Annotated in this window: 23 protein-coding genes; 13 read left to right on the plus strand and 10 right to left on the minus strand. The window is 65.7% G+C overall.

Annotated features, from left to right (window positions below; all coding sequences use genetic code 11):
• Window positions 1-12 precede the first annotated feature (12 nt).
• Genes ACSUZJ_RS04260 through ACSUZJ_RS04270 form a run of 3 tightly spaced genes read left to right on the plus strand, consistent with a single transcriptional unit; the run spans window position 13 to window position 2,862 of the window.
• Entirely contained in the window at window positions 13-528 is a 516-nt protein-coding gene (locus ACSUZJ_RS04260; protein ID WP_499413596.1) for a chorismate--pyruvate lyase family protein, read from the plus strand.
• Entirely contained in the window at window positions 525-2,567 is a 2,043-nt protein-coding gene (locus tag ACSUZJ_RS04265) for a ribonuclease catalytic domain-containing protein (RefSeq protein ID WP_499413598.1), read from the plus strand. The genes ACSUZJ_RS04260 and ACSUZJ_RS04265 overlap by 4 nt, the downstream gene beginning before the upstream one ends.
• Window positions 2,568-2,589: 22 nt before the next feature.
• Window positions 2,590-2,862, plus strand: coding sequence for a hypothetical protein (locus tag ACSUZJ_RS04270; RefSeq protein ID WP_499413600.1), 273 nt, complete (start codon window positions 2,590-2,592; stop codon window positions 2,860-2,862).
• 36 nt (window positions 2,863-2,898) lie between these two features.
• On the opposite strand, the gene nhaA is transcribed toward ACSUZJ_RS04270, so the two are convergent.
• Entirely contained in the window at window positions 2,899-4,110 is a 1,212-nt protein-coding gene (nhaA, locus tag ACSUZJ_RS04275) for a Na+/H+ antiporter NhaA (RefSeq protein ID WP_499413602.1), read from the minus strand.
• A 285-nt stretch (window positions 4,111-4,395) separates the two neighbouring features.
• Between nhaA and ACSUZJ_RS04280 the strand changes: the two genes are divergently transcribed.
• The 4 genes from ACSUZJ_RS04280 (at window position 4,396) to corA (ending at window position 7,961) form a co-directional block, all read left to right on the plus strand.
• A complete protein-coding gene (locus tag ACSUZJ_RS04280) occupies window positions 4,396-5,247 on the plus strand; it encodes a TonB family protein (protein WP_499413604.1) in 852 nt (283 codons plus the stop codon).
• On the plus strand, window positions 5,244-6,068 hold the full coding sequence (gene aroE / locus ACSUZJ_RS04285; protein WP_499413606.1) for a shikimate dehydrogenase: 825 nt from the start codon (window positions 5,244-5,246) through the stop codon (window positions 6,066-6,068). Before ACSUZJ_RS04280 ends, aroE begins: the two co-directional genes overlap by 4 nt.
• A gap of 5 nt (window positions 6,069-6,073) precedes the next feature.
• Window positions 6,074-6,796, plus strand: a complete 723-nt coding sequence (gene mtgA / locus ACSUZJ_RS04290; RefSeq protein WP_499413608.1) for a monofunctional biosynthetic peptidoglycan transglycosylase — start codon at window positions 6,074-6,076, stop codon at window positions 6,794-6,796.
• Window positions 6,797-6,986: 190 nt separating this feature from the next.
• On the plus strand, window positions 6,987-7,961 hold the full coding sequence (gene corA / locus ACSUZJ_RS04295) for a magnesium/cobalt transporter CorA (protein ID WP_499413610.1): 975 nt from the start codon (window positions 6,987-6,989) through the stop codon (window positions 7,959-7,961).
• Here corA and ACSUZJ_RS04300 read toward each other — a convergent pair whose 3' ends face one another.
• The 5 genes from ACSUZJ_RS04300 to ACSUZJ_RS04320 all read right to left on the minus strand — a co-directional run bounded on the left by ACSUZJ_RS04300 (window position 7,962) and on the right by ACSUZJ_RS04320 (window position 12,541).
• Window positions 7,962-8,630: a class I SAM-dependent methyltransferase gene (locus ACSUZJ_RS04300; protein ID WP_499413612.1), complete on the minus strand. Its 669-nt coding sequence runs from the start codon at window positions 8,628-8,630 to the stop codon at window positions 7,962-7,964.
• A 59-nt stretch (window positions 8,631-8,689) separates the two neighbouring features.
• Window positions 8,690-9,259, minus strand: a complete 570-nt coding sequence (locus ACSUZJ_RS04305; RefSeq protein WP_499413614.1) for a hypothetical protein — start codon at window positions 9,257-9,259, stop codon at window positions 8,690-8,692.
• A gap of 247 nt (window positions 9,260-9,506) precedes the next feature.
• Window positions 9,507-10,820, minus strand: a complete 1,314-nt coding sequence (locus ACSUZJ_RS04310; RefSeq protein ID WP_499413616.1) for an MFS transporter — start codon at window positions 10,818-10,820, stop codon at window positions 9,507-9,509.
• Window positions 10,821-10,888: 68 nt separating this feature from the next.
• Window positions 10,889-11,134 carry a GFA family protein gene (locus tag ACSUZJ_RS04315; RefSeq protein WP_499416432.1) on the minus strand — a complete coding sequence of 82 codons (246 nt, stop codon included), beginning with the start codon at window positions 11,132-11,134 and terminating at the stop codon, window positions 10,889-10,891.
• A gap of 189 nt (window positions 11,135-11,323) precedes the next feature.
• The gene (locus ACSUZJ_RS04320) at window positions 11,324-12,541 is read right to left on the minus strand and encodes a YeeE/YedE family protein (RefSeq protein WP_499413618.1); all 1,218 of its coding nucleotides are present in this window, start codon (window positions 12,539-12,541) and stop codon (window positions 11,324-11,326) included.
• Between the two features lie 291 nt (window positions 12,542-12,832).
• On the opposite strand from ACSUZJ_RS04320, the gene ACSUZJ_RS04325 reads away from it, so the two are divergent.
• A complete protein-coding gene (locus ACSUZJ_RS04325) occupies window positions 12,833-15,178 on the plus strand; it encodes a TonB-dependent receptor domain-containing protein (protein ID WP_499413620.1) in 2,346 nt (781 codons plus the stop codon).
• A 167-nt stretch (window positions 15,179-15,345) separates the two neighbouring features.
• Here ACSUZJ_RS04325 and ACSUZJ_RS04330 read toward each other — a convergent pair whose 3' ends face one another.
• The 4 genes from ACSUZJ_RS04330 to thiD all read right to left on the minus strand — a co-directional run bounded on the left by ACSUZJ_RS04330 (window position 15,346) and on the right by thiD (window position 18,835).
• The gene (locus ACSUZJ_RS04330; RefSeq protein ID WP_499413622.1) at window positions 15,346-15,837 is read right to left on the minus strand and encodes a hypothetical protein; all 492 of its coding nucleotides are present in this window, start codon (window positions 15,835-15,837) and stop codon (window positions 15,346-15,348) included.
• Window positions 15,806-16,612, minus strand: coding sequence for a glycoside hydrolase family 19 protein (locus ACSUZJ_RS04335; RefSeq protein WP_499413624.1), 807 nt, complete (start codon window positions 16,610-16,612; stop codon window positions 15,806-15,808). The genes ACSUZJ_RS04330 and ACSUZJ_RS04335 overlap by 32 nt, the downstream gene beginning before the upstream one ends.
• An 81-nt stretch (window positions 16,613-16,693) precedes the next feature.
• Window positions 16,694-17,992 carry a glutamate-1-semialdehyde 2,1-aminomutase gene (gene hemL / locus ACSUZJ_RS04340; RefSeq protein ID WP_499413626.1) on the minus strand — a complete coding sequence of 433 codons (1,299 nt, stop codon included), beginning with the start codon at window positions 17,990-17,992 and terminating at the stop codon, window positions 16,694-16,696.
• A gap of 18 nt (window positions 17,993-18,010) precedes the next feature.
• Entirely contained in the window at window positions 18,011-18,835 is an 825-nt protein-coding gene (gene thiD, locus ACSUZJ_RS04345; RefSeq protein ID WP_499413628.1) for a bifunctional hydroxymethylpyrimidine kinase/phosphomethylpyrimidine kinase, read from the minus strand.
• 95 nt (window positions 18,836-18,930) lie between these two features.
• Here thiD and ACSUZJ_RS04350 point away from each other — a divergent pair, with 95 nt between their 5' ends.
• From ACSUZJ_RS04350 to ACSUZJ_RS04370, 5 genes are all read left to right on the plus strand, one after another.
• Window positions 18,931-19,083, plus strand: a complete 153-nt coding sequence (locus ACSUZJ_RS04350; RefSeq protein ID WP_091876441.1) for a rubredoxin — start codon at window positions 18,931-18,933, stop codon at window positions 19,081-19,083.
• A gap of 331 nt (window positions 19,084-19,414) precedes the next feature.
• Entirely contained in the window at window positions 19,415-19,810 is a 396-nt protein-coding gene (locus tag ACSUZJ_RS04355) for a response regulator (protein ID WP_499413630.1), read from the plus strand.
• 19 nt (window positions 19,811-19,829) lie between these two features.
• Window positions 19,830-20,198: a response regulator transcription factor gene (locus ACSUZJ_RS04360; protein ID WP_499413632.1), complete on the plus strand. Its 369-nt coding sequence runs from the start codon at window positions 19,830-19,832 to the stop codon at window positions 20,196-20,198.
• Complete coding sequence (locus tag ACSUZJ_RS04365; protein WP_499413634.1) at window positions 20,198-20,734, plus strand: chemotaxis protein CheW; 537 nt, start codon at window positions 20,198-20,200, stop codon at window positions 20,732-20,734. The genes ACSUZJ_RS04360 and ACSUZJ_RS04365 overlap by 1 nt, the downstream gene beginning before the upstream one ends.
• 82 nt (window positions 20,735-20,816) lie before the next feature.
• The gene (locus tag ACSUZJ_RS04370) at window positions 20,817-23,069 is read left to right on the plus strand and encodes a methyl-accepting chemotaxis protein (protein WP_499416435.1); all 2,253 of its coding nucleotides are present in this window, start codon (window positions 20,817-20,819) and stop codon (window positions 23,067-23,069) included.
• Window positions 23,070-23,079: the final 10 nt, after the last annotated feature.

The following is a 23,079-nucleotide window of genomic DNA, read 5'->3' on the forward strand; positions in this document are numbered from 1 at the left end:
GCCCCGCAAGCCATGCGCGACTGGCTGACGACGAAGGGTTCGCTGACGGCGCGCCTGGTGGGGAGCAGCGCGGCCTTCCGCGTGAAGCGCCTGCACCAGCACGCGGCGCTGTGCGCGCTGGAAGAGGTGGGACCGATCGGGCTGCCGCGGCGCGAGCGGGTGTGGGAGCGCGAAGTGCTGCTGTGCTGCGACGGCAAGCCGGCGGTGTTCGGCCACACCGTGGTGCCGATGTCGGCCACGGCGACGGACTGGCCGCTGTTTTCGGCGCTGGGTGAACGTTCGCTCGGCACGACGCTGTTTTACGACCCGCTGGTCGAGCGCGGGCCACTGGAATTTGCGCGGCTGCGCCGCGGCCATCCGCTGGTCGACAGGCTCGATAGCGCGCTCGGCGGCGAGCTGCAAGGAAACGTATTTTATGCGCGGCGTTGTGTCTACCGCCGCCATCAAGGCCTGCTGATGGTCACCGAGGTATTCTTGCCGGCGGTACTCGATCTGGGCGCAACACATATAACGCGAAACGAAACATGAATGTATTTTTTGAAGAGTCGGGCGATTTCAAGGTCGGCTCGGTGCTGTCCCAGGCAGGCGAGGCCTATCAGGTGGAACTGGCGAGCGGCAAGCGCACCAAGGTGAAAGCCAAGGACGTGCTCCTGCAGTTCGAGAAACCCGACCCCGAGTCGCTGCTGGCAGCGGCCAAGGCCATTGCCGCCGACGTCGACCTCGACTTTCTGTGGGAAGTGGCCGGTCAGGAAGAGTTTGGTTTCGCCGAGCTGGGCGCCGAGTACTTCGGCCACGCGCCGCTGCCAAGCGAAGCGGCCGGCCTGGTGCTGGCCCTGCACTCGGCCCCGATCTATTTCTACAAGAAGGGACGCGGACGCTACAAGGCTGCCCCCGAGCAGTCGCTGCGCGCGGCCCAGGCCGGCATCGAGAAGAAGAAGCAGCAGGCGCTGATCCAGGCCGCCTACGTCGAGGAACTGAAGGCCGGCAAGCTGCCGGAAGCGATGGCGACTATCGTCCAGCAACTGCTGTTCAAGCCGGACAAGAACACCATCGAATACAAGGCGCTGGAAACGGCCGCCAGCGAACTGCAGACTTCGGCGCCGCGTCTGATGCTGGCGACGAAAGGCATTGCTTCGCCGAAAGAGCTGCACATGGGCCGCTTCCTGTTCGAGCACTTCCCGCGCGGCGCCGGCTTCCCGGCGCTGCCGGTGCCGAGCGCCCCGACCAATCTGCCGACGGCGAAAGTGGCCGCGTTCTCGATCGACGACGTGACCACCACCGAGATCGACGACGCCTTCTCGGTCGAGCACCTGGACGACGGCACCGTGCGCGTGGGCATCCACATCGCGGCGCCGGGCCTGGCGATCAAGCCGGACGACGAGATCGACAAGATCGCGCGTACCCGTATGTCCACTGTGTATATGCCGGGCGACAAGATCACCATGCTGCCGGACGAGGTGGTGAATGCCTTCACCCTGGCCGAAGGCAATACCTGCCCGGCGCTGTCGCTGTACGCGGTCCTGAACCCGGCCGACTGGTCGGTGGTGTCGACCACGACCCGCGCCGAACTGGTGCCGATCAAGAGCAACCTGCGTCACAACGACCTGGACGATGTGGTCAACGAAGAGACGCTGGAAAACGGCGAAGGCGACTATCCGCACAAGCTTGAATTGGCGCTGCTGTGGAAATGGGCTTTGAAGCTGGAAGCGGGCCGCATGGCCAAGCGTGAAGCTTTTGGCCTGAAGCCCGAGCAGGCGAACCGCGTCGACTTCAACTTCTACGTCGAGGACGACGTGGTCTCCATCGTGCGCAGGAAGCGCGGCGCGCCGCTGGACAAGATCGTCGCCGAGCTGATGATCTTCGCGAACAGCACCTGGGGCAAGCTGCTGCACGACTCGGGCGTGCCGGGCATCTACCGTTCGCAAGGCGCCGGCAGCGGCGCCGGCTGGGCCGCCAAGATGCAGGTGCGCATGGTCACGCACGCCGCGCCCCACCAGGGATTGGGCGTGGACCAGTACGCCTGGAGCACTTCGCCGCTGCGCCGCTACACCGACCTGGTCAACCAGTGGCAGATCATCGCCTGCGCCGAGCACGGCGTGACCGCGCCCCTGGTGGCGCCGTTCAAGCCGCGCGACGCGACCCTGTTCTCGATCGTCTCGGCCTTCGACGCCGCCTATTCGGCCTACAACGACTTCCAGCAGACCATGGAACGCTACTGGTGCCTGCGCTGGCTGGGCCAGGAAAACGCGAAGCAGGTCGATGCCGTGGTGCTGAAGGAAGACGTGCTGCGCCTGGTCGACATTCCGCTGGTGATCCGCCTGGCCGGCCTGCCGCAGGTGGCGCGCGGCGCCCAGGTCAAGCTCGACATCGTGCGCTGGGACGAAGTCGACCTCTCGCTCGAGGCGCGCCTGCTCGAAGTGGCCCAGGCCGCGCCGAGCGAGGAGCTGGCCTTCGAGGAGGAAGAGGGCGATACCGGCGAAGCCGCGGTCGAGGAAGTCGTGGAAGCCGAAGGCGCGGTCGCGGCCATCAGCACCGACGACGCCACCCCGACCGGCGCCCAGCAATAAGCCCAGGGGAGGGCGGCGTATCGTGAAGAGCAGGTCGGTCCGAACGGTCGTGATCGTCACGGCCGTGCTGGTGCTGGGTTACTGGGCGGTCTTCGCCTGGATGGTGGCGCGCTCGCCCTTGAGCTTCGATGCCATCGACTTCGACCACGACGGCTCGGTCAGCTTCGACGAGGCGGACTATGCATCCTCCTTCGGCATGCGCACGATCTACCGCGACGGCAGCAAGTGCATCGAGTATTTTGCCGAGAAAGACGGGGCGGCGCTCAAGCTCGTCTGCCCCGAGCAGCCGCGATAAAGCAGGCCGCCCCCGGCAGGCGGCCGCTTCCCACGTTCAACGCGCGTCCTGCTCCAGGTCCATCGTGTTCGTATCGACGTCCACCGCGGTGGGCGCGCCGAACAGCTTCAGCCACACGAAACCGAGCGTGCCCGCCACCAGCGAGGCCAGCAGGATCGCCATCTTCGAGGCATTGATCACGTCCGGGCTGCCGACGAAGGCGAGGTTGGTGATGAAGATCGACATCGTGAAGCCGATCCCGCCCAGCAGGCCCGCGCCCAGCACATGCTTCCAGTCGAGGTCGAGCGGCAGCTTGCACAGGCCCAGCGCGACCGCGCCCAGGCTGGCCAGCACGATACCGATCGGCTTGCCCAGCAGCAGGCCGCCGAGGATGCCGAGGCTGTTCGTGGACAGCAGTTCCCCGGTCCAGCCTGCGCCGATCACGATGCCCGTATTGGCCAGCGCAAAGATCGGCAGGATGCCGAAGGCGACCGGCGTGTGCAGGATGTGTTCGAGGCGGTGCGAGGGCGATTCTTCGTCGTCTTCGCGCGCGGAATAGGGGATCGCAAAGGCCAGCAGCACGCCGGCAATGGTCGCGTGCACGCCGGATTTCAGCATCAGGAACCACATCAGTGCGCCGCCGACCAGGTAGGGCGCGAGCGCCATGATGCGCAGGAAACGGTTCATGCACACCAGCAGCGCGAACACGGCCAGCGCGCCCAGTAAATACAGACCCGCCAGCTCCGCCGTGTAGAAGACGGCAATCACGATGATCGCGCCCAGGTCGTCCATCACGGCCAGGGCGGTGAGGAAGATCTTCAGCGAGGCCGGCACCCGGCTGCCGAGCAGGGCCAGCACGCCGAGGGCAAAGGCGATGTCGGTCGCCATCGGGATGCCGATGCCGGCCTGGGTCGGCGTGCCGCCGTTGAGCAGGAAGTGGATCAGGGCCGGCACCGCGATGCCGCCGGCGGCCGCCAGGATCGGCAGCATGGCATTGCGGATATCGGAGAGTTCGCCGTTGTACAGCTCGCGCTCGAGTTCCAGCCCGATGAGGAGGAAGAAGATCGCCATCAGGCCGTCGTTGACCCAGTGCTCGACGCTCATGCCGAGCACCTGCATGTGCCAGACGTGCAGGTAGTCGTCGCCAAGGGGCGAATTGGCCAGCAGCAGGGAAATGATGGTGCAGGCGATCAGGACGATGCCGCCTGCCTTCTTGGATTCGAAGAAGCGGGTGAAAGTGCGCGACAGGGCGCGTTGGATGATGGTCATCGGGTGCCTTTCGGGGACGAACGCGTACCGCGTGGCGGCCCGACCAACGCGCATCCTGCCCCACACCGATGTGTGTGCACCCAGGGACATTATACCGGGGATGGGGCGGCCTTCACGCGAGCCGGACTGGCCGACGCCCTCGCATTTCGGAACGCATCGATGGTCCGTTGCCACGCCGCCACCAATCTCCCGCAGTGCCTTGCGGCACGGTAGAATGCCTGGATTCCCTGATCCAAAGCCGTCCGGCGCGCCCGCGTGAAGTCTTCACTACACAACCGACCCCTGATGATCGCTCTTGCCGCCTCGGTGGCGGCGCATGCGCTGCTGCTGGCGGTCCGCTTCGCCGCGCCCGAGGTGTTCCGGATGCAGCCGGCCGACCCCGGACTGGAGGTCATCCTGGTCAACGCCAGGCACGCCAATGCGCCGGCCAAGGCCGAGGCCCTGGCCCAGGCCAACCTGGAAGGCGGCGGCGCCCAGGATGCCGGCCGCTCGAAGTCGCCGCTGCCTGACCTGCGCCGCAACGAGAACGGCGACAGCATCAAGGCCCTGCAGCGCCGCATCGCCGAACTCGAGCAGCTGCAGCAGAACGTGCTCACCCGCGTGCAGCAATCGACCTTCGCCGCTGCGCCGGTGCGCGACAAGGACAAGCCGGACCCGAGCCGAACCGGCCAGGACGAAGTCGACACCGCGCGCCAGATTGCGCGCATGACGGCCGAGATCACCCAGACCATCGAAGACCAGAACAAGCGCCCCAAGCGTACCCACATTTCGCCGAGCACGCGCCAGGTCGGCTATGCCCTGTACTACAAGGCGATGCAGAAGCGCGTGGAAGAGATGGGCACGCTGAACTTCCCACAGCAGAATGGGCGCAAGCTGTACGGCGAGCTGGTGGTGTCGATCCCGGTCTTCCAGGACGGCAGCCTGTACCAGAAAGAGGGCGGCCCGCGCGTCGAGCGCAGTTCCGGCAACCCGGCGCTGGACAAGGCCGCGCTCGAGATCGTACGCCGCGCCGCGCCCTTCGGCAGCTTTCCCCAGAACATGCGCACGGTCGGCAAGGATGACCTGTGGATCGTGATTACCCGTTTTACCTTCACCCGTGAGGAAAAAATGAAGGCCGAATTGCAGGAGGCATCGTGAGTTCCAGTACAACTGATCGATATTGTGTGATCGGCAATCCGGTCGCGCACAGCAAGTCGCCCCAGATCCACGCCGCCTTTGCCGCCCAGACCGGCCAGAGCATCGAATACGGCCGCCGCATGGCGCCGCTCGACGGCTTCGCCGACGTCGTGCGCGACCTCATCGCCAAGGGGTACAAGGGCGCCAACGTCACCGTGCCCTTCAAGCTGGAGGCGGCAGGCCTGGCCACCCGCCTGGAAGAACGGGCGCGCGCGGCCGGCGCGGTCAACACGCTGAGCTTTATCGACGGCGAGATCGTCGGCGACAACACCGACGGCCCCGGCCTGGTCGCCGACATCGTGCGCAACGCCGGCGTGGCGCTGGCCGGCAAACGCATCCTGCTGCTGGGCGCGGGCGGCGCGGCGCGCGGCGTCGTGCTGCCTTTCCTGCAGCAGGGGCCCAAGGCCATCCTGGTTGCCAACCGCACCCGCGCGACCGCCGATGCGCTGGTGGCCGACTTCCAGGACCAGGTCACCGAAGTGAAGGCCTGCGGCTTCGAAGACATTCGCGGCGCCTTCGACATCGTCGTCAACGCCACCTCGGCCAGCCTGAGCCAGGAAATGCCGCCGGTCCCGGCCTCGGCTTTTACGAAGGACACGCTGGCGCTGGACATGATGTATGGCGACCAGCCGACCCCCTTCATGCAGTTCGCGGCAAAGCAGGGCGCCCGGACGCGCGACGGCTTCGGCATGCTGGTCGAGCAGGCCGCCGAAGCGTTTGCGATCTGGCGCGGCGTGCGCCCGGATACCCATGATCTCCTGACGACTTTGCGAACAAAATAATAACGATGGCAAAAAAAGGCAATGCGGGCGGCGCCCCGAACAGGCGCCGCTGGATCAAGTGGATTTTCCTGGGGCCGATCCTGGCCGTGCTGCTGCTTCAGCTCTACTTCTTCGTGCAGGTCTGCTGGTTCGTGTACTTCAACCCGAGTTCGACCAGCTTCATGCGCCAGCAGCTCTCGGAACTGCGCGAAAAGAACCCGAACGCCCAGCTCAAGCACGAGTGGGTGCCCTACGAGCGCATCTCGAACAACCTCAAGCGCGCAGTGGTGGCTTCGGAAGACGCGAATTTCGCCGACCATCCGGGCGTGGACTTCGACGCGCTCGAACGGGCCTACGAGCGCAACAACCGCAAGCACAAGGTCGTCGGCGGCGGCTCGACCATCACCCAGCAGCTGGCCAAGAACCTGTTCCTGTCCGGTTCGCGCAGCTACCTGCGCAAGGGCCAGGAGATGATCATCGCCTTCATGCTCGAGTCGGTGATGAGCAAGCGCCGCATCCTCGAGGTGTATTTGAACGTGGTCGAGTTCGGCCGCGGCGTGTTCGGCGCGGAAGCGGCGGCGCGCTATTACTTCCGCACCTCGGCGGCCAAGCTGGCGCCGGCCCAGGCGGCGCGCCTGGCCGTGATGCTGCCCAATCCGCGCTATTACGACCGCAACCGCAGCACCAATTACCTCGTCAAGCGCACCAACCTCATCCAGCGCCGGATGAACGCGGCCGAGTTGCCGTAACGGGCACCCGGTCAAGCCCATGGGGGCCTTGCATCGTCGACAAGGCATGCCGCCCCGGGGCTTTTGCCGGGCGCTTCAAAATTCGCTGAAAAAACGCTGAAGGCGGGGCAAAACCGTTGTTTCGGGGTGGCCGGCCTCGGGGCTAACGGGTACACTTGCGTCAGTTTTGATTCCGGCCGAGAAAGCGCGCATGATCAATGTATTTGTCCTACAAAATGGCCGACTGAACCAGGTACCCATCGCTTCGCGCGCCGACCTGGAGAACGTCACGCCTGTCTGGGTCGATCTCACCGACCCGGACGATGACGAGCGCGCGTGGGTCAAGACGATCTATGGGGTCTCGCTGCCGGGCGAGGACGAAGTCTCGGACATCGAGGCCTCGGCCCGCTACTACGAAGCCGAGAACGGCGACCTGCACCTGCGCACCGACTTCCTGCGCGAGGAAGAGGACGGCCCTTCGCGCGTGATCACGGTCGCTTTCATCCTGTCGGGCAAGATGCTGTTCTCGGTACACTCGGACGACCTGCCGGTGTTCCGCCTGGTGCGCATGCGCGCGCGCTCGCGCCCGGGCTCGATCGCCGACTACATGGACGTGCTGCTCGACCTCTACGCCACCGACGCCGAGTACTCGGCGGACGCGCTCGAGGGCATCTACGAGAGCCTGGAAGAAGTCAGCCAGCGCGTGCTGCAGAAAGAATTCTCCGACCAGGACGCGGCCGCCGCGCTGAACGCGATCGCCCACGAGGAAGACCTGAACGGCCGCATCCGCCGCAACATGATGGACACACGCCGCGCGGTCAGCTTCCTGATGCGCGGCCGATTACTCAATTCGGAACAGTTCGACGAGGCGCGCCAGATCCTGCGCGACATCGAATCGCTCGATGGCCACACTTCCTTCCTGTTCGACAAGGTGAACTTCCTGATGGACGCCACCGTCGGCTTCATCAACATCAACCAGAACAAGATCATCAAGATGTTCTCGGTGGCCTCGGTGATCTTCCTGCCGCCGACCCTGATCGCCAGCATCTACGGCATGAACTTCAGCAAATGGTTCCCGGAGCTGAACTGGACCTATGGCTATCCGTTCGCGCTGGGCCTGATGGTGGCCAGCGCGATCGCGCCGCTGCTGTACTTCCGCCGCCGCGGCTGGCTGAAGCTGACCTGATCACTCCGGCAGCTGAGCTACCAGGATCAGCGAGACCGGCTTGCCGGTCTGCGGATGCAGAGGCTCGCGCATCTCGCGCACATGCAGTCCATTGGTTTCGAACAGCGCGATCCAGCTCGATAAAGTGCGGAAATACCAGGGCGGTGCGTCCTGGAAGCCGCTGTTGAACCCCGCCCAGCTGCCTTCGCGCCAGCCGTCGACATACGGCGCGTCGCCACAGGCGGCGACAGGATGGACGGTCTGCACGACCAGGTGGCCGCCGCGGCGCAGGTAGGAAGGCGCGGCCCGGAACAGGCCGCTCACGGACGCGTTCCCGATCAGCGAGAAATTGCAGACGGCGAGGTCAACCGACAGCGCCAGTTTTCCTTCGGCGATTTCTTCGTAGGACAGCAGCCGGAAGTCGCCGCCGCCGGCCGCGCGCGCCGCTTCGACCAGGCCGGGAATCGCATCGGTCCCGACCATCTGCACGTCCGGCAGCGCCCGCACCAGCCAGCCCTCGCCGCAACCCAGGTCGAGGCCGGTTTGCGGCGCATGGGCGCGCACCGTATCGACGATGGCGTCGTTGGTGACGAGCGTGCGGGTTGCGATTTCTCCGTTGCGCACGGCGGCGACCCAGGGATCGGTATTGCGGTTCCAGGAAGCGATGATCGAGGCGTCAAACTGGTCCATCGTGCGCTCCAGAGTCAAAAGCGCATTATGCGGCAGCTCGAGCGAGCGCGGCCGCTCTTCTAATAAAGATGGGGATCCACATCGCGGGGATCGGTCAGCTTGATCAGGCTCTTTGCGATGGTCAGCACAATAAGAATGCCCACGATATCGCCGGTGATCATCGCCGTCAGCGCAGTCCAGTCGACCAGCCCGGTCTGGACCCACATGAAGGCATGATGAAAAACAGGACTCATGAGGCCGCACAGCACCCCGGTAATCAGGAGCCGTTGCGCGGTCAGGTTCCCGAGGCGTGGCCCCAGATTGAACCAGTGTTTTGCGAAAAGATATGCGAGGTAAGGACCAGCCGCCCCGGCGACCGCGCCGCTGATCGCACGCACCTCATCCTGGAAGAAGAAGTGGTGGAAGTTGAGATAGAAGCTTGCCAAGAGCAGGCCGACAAAGCCGGCAAACCCGAAGAACAGCGTTGCCAGCAAGCGGATGCCGGCGGGGAGGAAGACCCAGTTGACCCCCTTGCTTCGCTCGAACTGAATGAACGCCAGCTCGTTGATCCAGTTCAGCCCGAGAAACGCGATGACGGTGATACCAACATAAGCGAGCTGGATTGCGCCTCTTTTTTTCAAGCTGGTCATCGTCGTGTGCAGGGGCTTATGATATTGCGTAATTGCAATATATTGTAACCTCCGCCAGGCGAATGGCGCTACTGTAAGCGCGCCTGATGAAACCTTCAGGTCAAGGAGTGCTGGCACCCAACGCGGCAATGGAGACAAGCGGCCTGTACGGCCAGGCGCCGCGACGGGAGACCGGACCGACCTTTACTGCAAACGCCAATGCAGGCCCGGCCGAAAAGTGCCCGGCCTGCATCAGCAGCAAATCAGCTTACCGGTTGACCAGGCTGCGCGGTTGCAACAAGGCGAGCAATGCGCCCACCATCAAGGCCGCCGACACGACATACATTCCCGCATCGGTGCTTTGTGTCACGTCCTTCATCCAGCCGATGATCGACGGGCTGACGAAGCCTGCCAGGTTGCCGACGGAGTTGATCATGGCGATGCCGGCAGCGGCCGCGGTGCCGCCGAGGATGGAGCTCGGATACGTCCAGAAGACCGGCATGGTGGCCAGCAGGCCGGCGGTACCGAGCGATAACGCGGCCATGGCCAGCGTGACATTGTCGCCGTAGATCGTGGCGAGCAGCAGACCTATGCCGCCCAGGCCGCTTGCGACCGTAAAGTGCCAACGGCGCTCACGGGTGCGATCTGCGCTTTTCGCAATCGCCAGCATGGCGATCACGGCGAAGCCGTAAGGGATGGCTGTCAGCAGGCCGACATCCAGCGCATCCTGGACCCCGGCCGCCTTGATCAGCGTCGGCAGGTAAAAGCCGACACCATACAGGCCCATCATGCAGCAGAAGTAGATCGCGGCCATCAGCCAGACGCGCGGATTGCCGAATACGCCGGACAGCGCGTGATCCGCTTTCCCAGTGTTCTCCTTCGCGATATTCTCTTCGAGGAGCTGTTTCTCTTCGTTGCTCAGCCACTTGGCATCACGGATCTTGTTAGGCAAATAGAAGATCGTCATGATGCCCAGCACCAGCGACGGCAGGGCTTCGATCAGGAACATCCATTTCCAGCCTGACATCCCATGGAAACCGTTCATGGAATTCAGGATCCAGCCCGACAACGGCCCACCGACCACGCCCGCAATCGGGATGCCGATCATGAACAGCGCATTCATGCGGCTGCGCCGCTGCGCGGGGAACCAGTACGTCAGATACAGCACGATGCCGGGGAAGAAGCCGGCCTCGGCAACGCCCAGGAAGAAACGCAGCACGTAGAACATGGTCGGGCTGGTCACGAACACCATCGCCCCGGACAGGAGGGCCCAGGTGATCATGATGCGGCCAATCCAGATGCGCGCGCCGACCTTGTGCATGATGATATTGCTGGGGACTTCGAACAGGAAGTAGCCGATGAAGAAAATGCCGGCACCGAGTCCGTAGATGGTTTCGCTGAATTGCAGGTCGTTCAGCATCTGCAACTTGGCGAAGCCCACATTGACGCGGTCCAGGTAAGCCGCGACGTAGGAGAGAAAAAGGAAGGGCAGCAGCCGCACAGTAACCTTGGCATAGGTACTGGCTTCCATCTGCTCGCGCTGCGCCACTCCGGCGCCCTTCGACAGGATAGGGGAACTCATGTATTAACCTTGCATGATGATATGTATAAAGCACTGACCGGCTGGCGAGCGCGGCTCATTATATGTGGTCAGGACGACATCCGGCTGCACGGATCCCTGAGCGGAAGCCATGAGGACCTGGTGCCGGTTTGCAGTTCGGTGTCGACCGTGCCGGTGAACGGTGTGTCCAGGGTGCCGAGGGTAATCGCAATGCGCTCGGGCGTTTCCTCGCTGCGCCAGAGCAGCGTGGAGCCGCAGCACTGGCAGAAGGCGCGCCGGCCGTGTTCGGAAGAGGCATGTTCGGTGATGAAAGCCTCGCCGCGTTCGATCCTCAGCCGTGTAGCATGGACGACTCCTCATGGTCAGGCGTCCAGACATGTGGAGGATGAACCGAATCCGTCTGGGGCCACCGCCACGTCCCAGGGGAAAAAGGAGCGGCTTGATCCGCCGCTACCCGATGAAATACAGCCAGGCTGCCTTCGCGCCGTGAACACGTTCACGGCGCGAAAGTCAGCGAAAGCAGCTTAGCAGGCCGCCAGCTTCACGCGCTCGACTTCCAGCCCGAACAGCGGACGCAGGCGCGTGCCGATGACGTTGCCGGCGAAGGCGAACACCAGCCACAGCCAGCCGTGCAGGCTGCCCGAGATGATGCCGCTGAAGTAGGCGCCGATGTTGCAGCCGTAGGCCAGGCGGGCGCCATAGCCGAGCAGCAGGCCACCGACGACGGCGGCGATGAAGGAGCGCAGCGGCAGCTTCCACACCGGGGCGTAGCGGCCGGCCAGGGCGGCGGCCAGCATGGCGCCGAGCACGATGCCGATGTCCATCACCGAGGTCACATCCTTCGAGATCGGCGCGGCCAGGGCGGCGGCATTGGCCTTGGTCGACCAGTAGGTCCAGCTCGCCACATCGATGCCGATTGCCGAGGCAGCCTTCGCACCCCACAGCGCAAAAGCCGAGGTCACGCCCCAGGGACGGCCGGCCAGGGCCAGGGTCGCAAAGTTCAGCACTACCAGGGCCAGGGCGCCGGCGACCAGCGGCCAGGGGCCGCGCAGCCAGCGCGGGCCGTGCACCGGTTTCGCGTCCGGGCTGACGAGGCGACCGTGGCGGCGCTTTTCGACCACCACCGTGATACCCGCGATCAGTGCGAACACGGCCAGGTTCAGCAGCAGCGCCGGCGCCAGGCCCAGGGTCTTCACGAGCGAGATCGGCGCCAGCTGCGGCAGCGAGGTCCAGTAGGGCATGTGCGCGGTGGCGATGACGGAACCGGCGATGAAGGCGATCAGCGTGACGATCATGCGGGTGCTGCCGCCGCCGACCGTGTAGAGCGTGCCGGAGGCGCAACCGCCGCCCAGCTGCATGCCGATGCCGAAGATGAAGGCGCCCACGACCACCGAGGTGCCGGCGGGCGAGACCAGGCCGCTGACGGGCGTGCCGAACAGGGTGCCGCTGGACAGGGCAGGGAAGAACAGCAGCACGCCGACGGCGAGCATGATCATCTGCGCGCGCAGGCCGGCGCCGCGGCCATCGGCGATGAACACGCGCCAGGCGGAAGTAAAGCCGAAGGCGGCGTGGTAGAGCGCGACGCCGAGCAAGGCGCCGATCAGGTAGAGCACGGACTGGCGCGCGTCGACGACCTGCGCCAGATACAGGGCGCCGAGCACGATGAAGAGCAGTGCCACGCCGAGCGGTTTCGCGTTGATGTCAACGCGGGGACGAATGGGCAAAGTAGCTGAATTGGACATGGGAAGTAGAAGATCGTAAACACGTAACCCGTTATTTTCGCGCGTTTTTTTCTTTTCTGCAGAAGGCCTCCTGCTGAGCATGTCATTGCCGGGCCGCCGAAACAGGATGGGCAGGGGCCGCGCATGCACGGGCAGCTGGCCGGAGCCCAGCCTTTTACGCTTCTTTACCTTGCGAAATGGTCTATGGATGCAACGGCGTTTTAAAATTGGAACTTTACGCCGCACACTGCGCCATTCAGTCGCGGATGGCGGTGCGAGCGGCGCCACCTCAACGTCAACAACAGCACATCGATGGTCCAACGAAACCGTTCCACCCAAGCCGGCGCCGCGCCGCGCCGGCGTGCCCTCCATCTCGCCGTGCTTCTGGCCGTCTGCGAGCTGGCCGCCATCCGTCCGGCCCTGGCGCAAAGCGCCGCCGCCGCACAAACCGGCGCCGCACAACCCGCATCAACCGCACCGGCCGCACCAACCGCGCCGGCCGCACCGGCCGCACCAACCGCGCCGGCCCCGATCCAGTCTGTCAACGTGGTCGGCGAACGCCAGAATAACCGCATCGACCGCCAGGTCTATGACGTCAAGCAGGACGTGAACGCATCGAACGGCAGCGCCGCCGACGCGCTCGGCAATGTACCGTCGGTCTCGGTCGATGCCGACGGCACAGTGTCGCTGCGCGGCAGCACGAATGTGCAGATCCTGGTCGACGGCAAGCCTTCGGCCATGCTGCAGGGCGAGAACCGCGGCAGCGCGCTGCAGGCCATGCCTTCCGAGGACATCGACTCGGTCGAGGTGATCAACAACCCCGGCGCCGAATTCGGCAACGAAGGCGGCGGCGGACCGATCCTAAACCTGGTCATGAAGCGCAACCGCCGCGCGGGCGGCTTCGGCGTGGCCAACGCCAACCTCGGCACGGGCGGGCGCTACAACTCGGCGCTGAACGGCGCCTACAACACCGGCCTGTGGGGCTTCCAGGGCGGTGTCCACGTGCGTCACGACGGACGCGATTCAACCTACGAGAACGAGCGCGAACGCATCGACCCGGTCACCGGCGCCACCCAGCGCAGCACCCAATCCACGACCAGCACCGGCCTGAACGACAGCGTCGGCCTGCGCGGCCAGGCCAGCTATAACATCGGCCAGGACGACACGCTGGAAGCGAGCCTGATGTACATGCAGCGCGATAACGACCAGCAGGTGCTGGACCATTACAACGTGGCCGACGGCACGGGTGCGGTCACCAGCGACTACGCGCGCGCCAGCCGCAGGAAGGGCGACAGCAGCAACGGCATGGCCAGCCTGCGCTGGGACCACAAGGGCGAGAAGCTGGGCGAACTGTTCAAGATGGACCTGCGCCTGTCCGGCAGCGAAAACGACAGCGAGACCGACTCCGTCAACACCTATACGGTGATGCCGCCGCGGGCGGCCGACGGTCGCAACCTGCAGGACGTCGACAACCGCACCCGGATCGTCGACTACACCGGCGACTACGAGCGCCCGCTCGACAACGGCGCGATCCTCAAGGTCGGCTACAAGCTGTCCGACACGAAGAGCGAGTTCGACACGCGCTACTACGACTTCGACCTGGCTTCCGGCGCGCAGAGCGTGAACGCGCGCCGTACCAACGCCTTCGAGATCGACGAGCGCAACACCGCGCTGTACGGCTCCTACCAGTGGAAGCTGAGCGAGCGCTGGGGCGCCCAGCTTGGCCTGCGCGCCGAGCACACCGACATGAAGCTCGACCAGGTGACCAGCCGCCTCGAGGCCAATAACAGCTACCTGAACTGGGTGCCGAGCGCCTTCGCCACGTATAAACTGGCCGACCGGACCAATCTGCGCTTTTCCTACGCGCACCGGATCCGCCGCCCGAACGCGGGCGAACTGAACCCCTTCGTGGTCTACCGCGACGAATTGAACGAGTCGAGCGGCAATCCGTATTTGAAGCCGGTGAAGACCGATTCCTTCGAGGTCGGCTACGAAACCAAGGCCGGGACGCTGGACGCCAACGTGCGCGCCTACTACCGCAACGACCGTGACATGATCCGCAGCCGCCAGCTGGCGGTGAGCGACACGGTGATCCTGACCACGCTGGAAAACGGCGGCAGCAACCGCTCCGGCGGCCTGGAATTCACGCTCAGCGGCAAGCTCACGCCGACCCTGTCGCTCAACACCAGCGGCAACGTCTTCCTCGTCGAGCAGCAGCAGATCGACCTGGCCGGTGTCGAGAGCAAGCGCAGCGCCACCTCGGTGAACGTGCGCGGACGCCTGAACTGGCAGATGACGGCGCAGGACCAGGTCCAGCTGATGTTCAACGCCCAGGGCAAGACCCTGACCGGCTACGGCTACCGCGAGCCGAGCGCCACCGCCAACCTGAGCTACCGGCGCAACCTGAGCCAGAGCCTGACGCTGGTGGTGAACGCGACCGACATCTTCGATTCGCAGAAGGCGGAAACCATTACCGATTCGGCCACGCTGCAGGAGCGCGGGATTCGCCGCTACGACGGGCGCATCGTGTTTGTCGGCCTGTCCTGGCGCTTCGGCGGCGTGCAGGCGAACCGCCGTCCGGACGGGCCGCCGGGCGAGGGCTGGCGCGGTGGCCCGCCGCCGGGCGGGTTCGGTGGCCCGGGTGGGCCCGGAATGTAATGAGGTGAAATAAAATTTCATCGAAGTGGCTTGTGTGAAATTTTATTTCGTAGGGTGGACGCCCCGTGCCCACCAGGATTGTTGCCGGTTCCAATTTCGGGTCAGACGTCTTGGCGCGAGCTGTTTTAGGTGGGCACGGGGCGCCCACCCTACGTGTTCCGACGGCGTTATTTGGCCGCTTGCCCCAGCGGCTCGCGAAATCCCGCGCCGCCGTCCTCGCAGCGCAGGTGCCGCAGCAGCTTGCCGCGCCGCTCGACAGTGATGCCGTCCTCGAATTCCGGCGTGGCGCCGTCCTCCGCGCGCCCCACGCGGCTGTAGACGGTGTAGGTGTAGCCGCCGCGCTGGAAGGCGACCCTGGTGATGCCGCCGCCGATGACCGGTTCGGTCTTGACGGTGAAGGCCGGGCGGGCGCGCTGGCCCGGCTGCGGGTAGCGCAGTTCGATGGCTGCCGGCCTGCCGAAGCGGTAGCTCAGTCCTTGTCCGGCACTGGCCGAGCGGCACAGCGAGACGATCTTGCCTTCCACGCTGCAGGCGAACACGACGGGCTCATCGGCCAGGCACAGCGATTCGGCCGGAGCCAGCGCCCAGGCGGACGACGCGGCCCAGCAGGCCAGCGCCACGATCGTCTCATATGCCCAGTGCTGTCTTGATGCTCGCAAGTCGCGCTCCGCGGTCTTCCAGTCCGTTCAGGCCGCCGTTGACGGCACGGGTGACACCCTCGAGGTCGTCCAGGTCGGCAAGCGCATTTACTTTACGCGCATCCCAGTACCAGAAGGCCGATTCGATGGCGTATTTGAGCTCGCTCAGAAGCAAGTCGGGCTCGGCCATGAAATCGCGCGGGTCGCTCGGATCGCGCGCGTTGTGCGCGGCGCTGAAGGCGGCGTAGTTGTCCTTGCCCGTCAACTGGACCAGGCCGCGTCCCCGGTAGCGGTAGCCTTCGCCCGAGGCCTCGCTGCCATTGCCCAGGCGGTCCGCATACACATAGCTGAGCAGGCGCTCGGCATTGCCGGCGTAAACATCCTGCTCGGTCCACAACTTGGGACGCAGGCGCGCCGGCCGGCCGTCGGGGCCCAGGCGGCACTCGTCGCTCGCGCGGTCGTACTGCGCGCGGCCGCCCTTGCAGCCGAAGATCTCGCGCATGCGCGTGGCGGAATAACGGCCGTTCTCCTCGGTGGCGCGCAGGCTGCTCTCGTGCCCGATCTGGGCCAGGAAGTGGGCCATGCGCAGGGCAGTGTCGAGCCCGTAGCGGCGCGCGCTGGCATTCAGGCCGTCGACGATGGCGGCGTAGTAGTCCTCGGGATTGGTGGGTTCGGCCACGCGCAACAGCGCGACGGTGACAAGGATGGGCGCGCTGGCGCTTTGCGGCAGCGGTTGCTGCGCACGCGGCACACGGGAACGGGCCGTGCCGGGAGGGGATCGTCGAAGGCGCGCCATGATCGAGTCCGATTGTTGGACTCATCATGGCACAAGGTAGCCGGCGCGCCGCGTATGCGGCGGCGCCGGATTTGTGCTGGCTTAAGCCAGGCGCGCGAAGACCTTGCGCGCGGCCGCGACCGTTTCTGCGATGACAGCGTCGTCGTGCGCCGCCGACACGAAGCCGGCTTCGAACATGGCCGGCGCAAAGTACACGCCTTCCTCGAGCATGCCGTGGAAGAAGGCGTTGAAGCGCGCCTTGTCGCCGGCCATCATCTGGCCGTAGGAGGCCGGGATGGTCTCGCTGAAGTACATGCCGAACATGCCGCCGACCGAATCGCCGCAGAAGGCGATGCCGGCTTCCTTGGCCGCCGCGGTCAGGCCGGCGATGAGCTTTTCGCCGGTGGCGCTGAGCTGCTCGTAGAAGCCCGGCTCCTGCACCAGTTTCAGGGTGGTCATGCCGGCGGCCACCGCCACCGGATTGCCCGACAGCGTGCCGGCCTGGTAGACCGGGCCGATCGGCGCCATCTTCTGCATCAGCTCGGCCTTGCCGCCGAAGGCCGCCACCGGCATGCCGCCGCCGATGACCTTGCCCAGCGCGGTGAGATCGGGCTTGATGCCGTACATTTCCTGGGCGCCGCCGAGGCCCACGCGGAAACCGCACATTACTTCGTCGAAGATCAGGATGGCGCCGTACTCGGTGCACAGCTCGCGCATGCGCTGCAGGAATTCAGGCATGGCGCGGATCAGGTTCATGTTGCCGGCGACCGGCTCGACGATCACGCAGGCGATCGTGTCGCCCATGGACTGGAAGGCGTCTTCCAGCTGGGCGATGTTGTTGTAGTCGAGCACCAGGGTGTGCTTGACGAAATCTTCCGGCACGCCGGCCGAGGTCGGGTTGCCGAAGGTCAGCAGGCCCGAGCCGGCCTTCACCAGCAGCGAGTCGGCGTGGCCGTGGTAGCAGCCTTCGAACTTGACGATCTTGTCGCGGCCGGTGGCGCCGCGCGCCAGGCGCAGGGCGCTCATGGTCGCTTCCGTGCCGCTCGATACCAGGCGCACCTGCTCGATCGAGGGCACGAGCTTGCAGATTTCCTCGGCGATCTCGATCTCGCCTTCGGTCGGCGCGCCGAAGGACAGGCCGTTGGCGGCGGCGTCCTGCACCGCCTTGATCACTTGCGGATGCGCGTGGCCGACGATGGCCGGGCCCCAGGAGCCGATGTAGTCGATGTAGCGCTTGCCGTCGGCATCCCAGAAATACGGGCCTTCGGCGCGGGTGATGAAGCGCGGCGTGCCGCCGACCGAGCGGAAGGCGCGCACCGGCGAATTCACGCCGCCGGGCGTGCTTTTCTGGGCGCGTTCGAACAGGATGTCGTTGCGGGAGCTGGTTTGTTCGGTAGTCATCTTGGCTTGCCTTTGATTTTATTGTCGGCCCACCAGGGGCAGGGTCCGATAGAAACGGTTGGGGACGAACTTGCCCATGCCGAAACGCTGGGCATGGCGCAGCGCGCCGTAGGTGTAGTCCTGGGCGGCCTGCAGGGCTTCGGTGGCGTCCATGCCCTGCGCCATCAGCGCGGCGAGCGCACCCGAGAGCGTGGTGCCGGCGCCGACGAAAGGCCCCGGCAGGTGCTGCCAGTCGATCGTGGTGACGGCGCCGTCGCGGTCGAACAGGGTGTTGGCGCGGTTGTTGCCGCTGCCCTGGGTGCAGGTGACGAGCACGTACTGGCAGCCGCGTGCGGTCAGTTCCGCCACATCGGCTTCCAGGCTGCCTTCAGCACCCGGTTCGCGCCAGGTTTCGGCCATGCGGCCCAATTCCGATTGCGAGAGCATCAACACGGTCGCCTGGGGCGCGAGGATCTGGCGGATCGCCACCACCGTGTCTTCGTCCGACATGCCGGCGTCGGGCAGGGAAGACAGGAAGGGATCGACGATCAGCGGCACCTCGGCGTAGTCGGACACGATTTCGGCGATCGCCGCGGCCTGCTCGATGCTGGCGATCGCGCCGATCTTGACGGCGGCGACCGGCATGTCCTCGAGCACGACGCGCGCCTGGTCGGCCATCCAGCCGACGTCGATTTCATGCAGGTCTTCGACGCGCGCGCTATCGGCCACCAGCAGGGCGGTGGTGACGGTCAGGGCGTGACAGCCGTGGGCGGCGAAGGTGGCGAGGTCTGCCTGCACACCCAGGGCGCCGACGGGATCGGACACGCCGAAAGTGAGAATCAGCGGAGACGGTTGGTTTTGCACGACGGGTAGATTAAGATACCTGATTCCCCATTTTACTAGATAGAAGGAACGACACCGTGAGTAACGAAACGACGGCGACCGTGTACCAGACCTGGATGTGCCTGATCTGCGGCTGGGTCTACGACGAAGAAGCCGGGGCGCCGGAAGACGGCATCGCGCCGGGCACGCGCTGGGCCGACGTGCCGATGAACTGGACTTGCCCGGAGTGCGGCGCGCGCAAGGACGATTTCGAGATGACGGCCATCTGAGTCGTGGTCGATGACGCTGCGGCGTTAAGTGTAGGACGTAGGGTGGACGGGTCTCCCGTCCACGCGTTCAACTGATGCGAGATCTGACGGCACAGCTACTCTACCGCCAACGATCACCGCGTGGACGGCAGAGCCGTCCACCCTACGGGTCAAAATCGCTGCCTTCCGATCAACTAAGTTATCAAATCCACCCCACCCGATAACTGAATTTCTAGCCCTTCCGACAAGCTCTTCTCTCCTGTATTTGCGCATAGTTGACTTCGAGCAACACATCGCGCACAAGCCGACAGCCCTATGCTATCGTTGCGGTCCATGCTGAAGTGAAACGAACATGACGACATCGCAGCAAGCAAGCGGCCCCACCATCATGGTGATCGACGACAGCAACACGATCCGTCGCTCCGCCGAAATCTTCCTGACCCAGGCCGGCTACCAGGTCGTGCTGGCCGAGGACGGCTTCGACGCGCTCGCCAAGATCAACGACCATCATCCGGCGCTGGTGTTCTGCGACATCCTCATGCCGCGCCTGGACGGCTACCAGACCTGCGCGCTGATCAAGAAGAGCGCGCGTTTCCATGCGACGCCGGTGGTCATGCTGTCGTCCAAGGACGGCCTGTTCGACCGTGCGCGCGGTGCGATGGTCGGCTCGAGCGCCTATCTCACCAAGCCATTTTCCAAAGACACCCTGCTCGCGGCTGTCCGCGAGCACACGGCCTCACCAGCCTGATTCAAGTACGGAGCCCACCGTGGCCATTCAAAAGATCCTGATCGTCGACGATTCCCCGACCGAACGTTTTTACCTGACCGACATCCTGGTAAAGAACGGTTTTTCCGTTTCCACCGCCGACAACGGCGAGGACGCGCTGCTGAAGATGCGCGCCGACCGCCCCGAGCTGATTCTCATGGACGTGGTCATGCCCGGCGCTAACGGTTTCCAGGTGACGCGCTCGATCGCCCGCGATCCCGAGCTGTCGTCGGTGCCGGTCATCATCTGCAGCAGCAAGAACCAGGAAACCGACCGCATCTGGGGCATGCGCCAGGGCGCCAAGGATTACTTCATCAAGCCGGTCGATCCGGCCCAGCTCCTGGCGCGCATTGCCGCCCTGAGCGCTTGATGAACGCCGTGGCGAACGGCGAGGAGCTGGCGCCGGCACCCGCGCGCCGCACCCGCCTGCGCGATTACCAGGCGCAGCTGCTGGCGCGCATGCAGGCGGCCCAGGAGGGCGCGCCCCAGGCCGTGCACCAGCTGGGCGTCTCGATCGGCGGCGAACGCTACCTGCTGGCGCTGGCCGAGGCCGGCGAAATCGTGCCGCCGGCGCCGCTGTCGCGCGTGCCGTTGACCCAGCCCTGGTATCTGGGCCTGGCCAACGTGCGCGGCAGCCTGCTCGGCGTGGTCGACCTGGCGCGCTATTTTGGGCAGGGCAGCGCCGCCGGTCCCGATGCGCGCTTCCTGTCGCTGGCGCCGCGCCTGGGCCTGAACTGCGCACTGCTGGTGACGCAAGTGCATGGCCTGCGCCGCCCCGAAACGATGACGCCTGAAGAGGGCAATCCGGCGCGCCTGCTGGACGCCGAGGGCAATGCCTGGACGCCGCTGTCGCTCGCGGCGCTGGTGCGGGAAGAGCGCTTCCTGCACGTTGGGATATCACAATAACAATCAACCCGCAGGATCAGGAGCCGGAATGGGAATCATGTCGTTGAATTTTTTGTCGAAGGGCAGGAGCGAAGACGAGACCATGCTGTCGTCGCCCGATACGGAGTTCGGTGCCGACATCGCCCTGGCCGGGGCAGCGGACGGCATGACCGGCGGCGCTGCGCTGGCGCCGCAGCACGGCTCGGCCGGTGAAGCGATGCTGCGCCTGGGCCACGCGATCCGGCGCCGCGCGCCTGCCGCCGACGAGGAAGAGGACAACCTGCGCCTGCCCCTGATCGGCCACCTGTCGCTGTCGCGCCAGTTGCGCATCCTGCTGGTCGCTTTCGGCGCCGGCATTCTCCTGACCATCCTGGCGATGTGGCAGAACGCCGCCGGCAACGCCCGCGTCGCGGCCCAGGTCCAGGTCACCAGCGACCTGCTGATGCACTCGCAGCGGGTCGGCAAGGCGGCGCCGAACGCGCTGGCCGGCAATCCCGCATCCTTCGACCAGTTGGCCGAAAGCCGCGCGGAGGTGAACCGCGACCTGCGCCTGCTGACCCAGGGCGGCGACGTGGGCAACGTCAGCGTGCCGGGCGCGAGCGGGCGCCAGAGCGCGCTGCTGGCGCGGGTGCGCGCGACCTGGACCGCGTCCGAACTGGGCGCGGCCAACATCCTGCAGATGAAGCCGGCGCTGATCGGTTTCGACAAGAGCGTGCGCCAGCTCGACGCGCTCGCCTCCGAGATGCTGGTGCTGACCGAAGACCTGATGGCCCAGAACGTCGAACGCGGCGCCAGCGCGCGCGAACTGGCCGCGATCGGCCGCATGATGATGCTGACCCAGCGCCTGGCGCGCGGCGCCAACAGCTTCTTTGCGATCGGCGTGCCGCGCGATGACGCGGCGGTGCGCATCGGCGCCGACAGCGCCGCCTTCGAGCACGCGCTCGAGACCCTGCTCGCTGGCGGCGCGGCCCAGCGCAATGACGACCTGCGCGACAAGCTGGTGCAGCTGCAGACGCGTTTCAACGCCTTCCGCAAGGACTTCACGCCCTTCCTCGACAACCCGACCGCCTACTCGAAGGCGCGTGCCGCCGCGCGCACCATCCACCGCGACAACGAAGAGATGAAGAAGCAGGTCGCCGCGCTGCAGGGCGGCTACCGCGAGCAGCAGTCGTCCTCGAGCGCCTGGTTCTGGCTGCTGGTGGCGGCCTCGATCTTCACGCTGGCCACGGCCGGCTCGATCAGCCGCGTGATGCTGCAGGACTCGCGCAACCGCACCCGCGGCGCCGAGACGCGCCGCCGCGAAGCCGAGGCGATGCGCCAGCTGGCCCAGGCCAAGGAAGAGGAAGCCAAGGCCACCAACGACCAGAACCAGGCCGCGATCCTGCGCCTGATGAACGAACTGCAGGACGTGGCGAACGGCGACCTGACCGTGCACGCCACCGTGTCCGAAGACATCACCGGCGCGATTGCCGACTCGGTCAACTTCACCGTCGAGGAACTGCGCGGCCTGGTGCTGCGCGTGACCGGCACCGCCGAGCAGGTGACCCAGGCCTCGAACGAGGCGCAGCAGATCTCGACCGAACTCCTGGGCGCGACCGAGCAGCAGTCGCGCGAGATCGAGGAAGCCTCGTCGACCGTCCTGCGCATGGCCGGCGAAATTACCGACGTGTCGAAGTCGGCCAACGAATCGGCCGAAGTGGCGCGCCAGTCGGTGGCCGCGGCGGAGCAGGGCGCGAACGCGGTGCAGAACGCGATTCTCGGCATGCACGAGATCCGCGAACAGATCCAGGAAACCTCGAAGCGCATCAAGCGCCTGGGCGAATCCTCGCAGGAGATCGGCGAGATCACCGAGCTCATTTCCGACATTACCGAGCAGACCAACGTGCTGGCGCTGAACGCGGCGATCCAGGCGGCGTCGGCCGGTGAAGCGGGACGCGGCTTCTCGGTCGTGGCGGAAGAGGTGCAGCGCCTGGCGGAACGCTCGGCCGAGGCGGCCAAGCAGATCGGCGCCCTGGTGCGCACGATCCAGACCGATACCCACGACGCCGCCGCCGCGATGGAAAAATCGACCCAGGGCGTGGTCGAAGGCGCGCGCCTGTCGGACGCGGCCGGCGCCGCGCTGGCCGACATCTCGCGCGTCTCGAACCGCCTGGCCGAACTGATCCAGGGCATCTCGTTCGCGACCGGCTTGCAGGCGACGTCCGCCAACGGCGTGGCGCACAATATGCAGCACATCCTGTCCGTGACCGAGCACACCCAGGCGGGCACGCGCCAGACCGCGCAATCGATCCGCCAGCTTGCCGTGCTGGCGCAGGAACTGAAAAACTCGGTGTCGCGCTTCCGCGTCGCCCAATGAGCCGTCCATC

It is taken from the genome of Telluria sp. B2 (assembly GCF_051789535.1).
Lineage (GTDB): Bacteria > Pseudomonadota > Gammaproteobacteria > Burkholderiales > Burkholderiaceae_D > Telluria.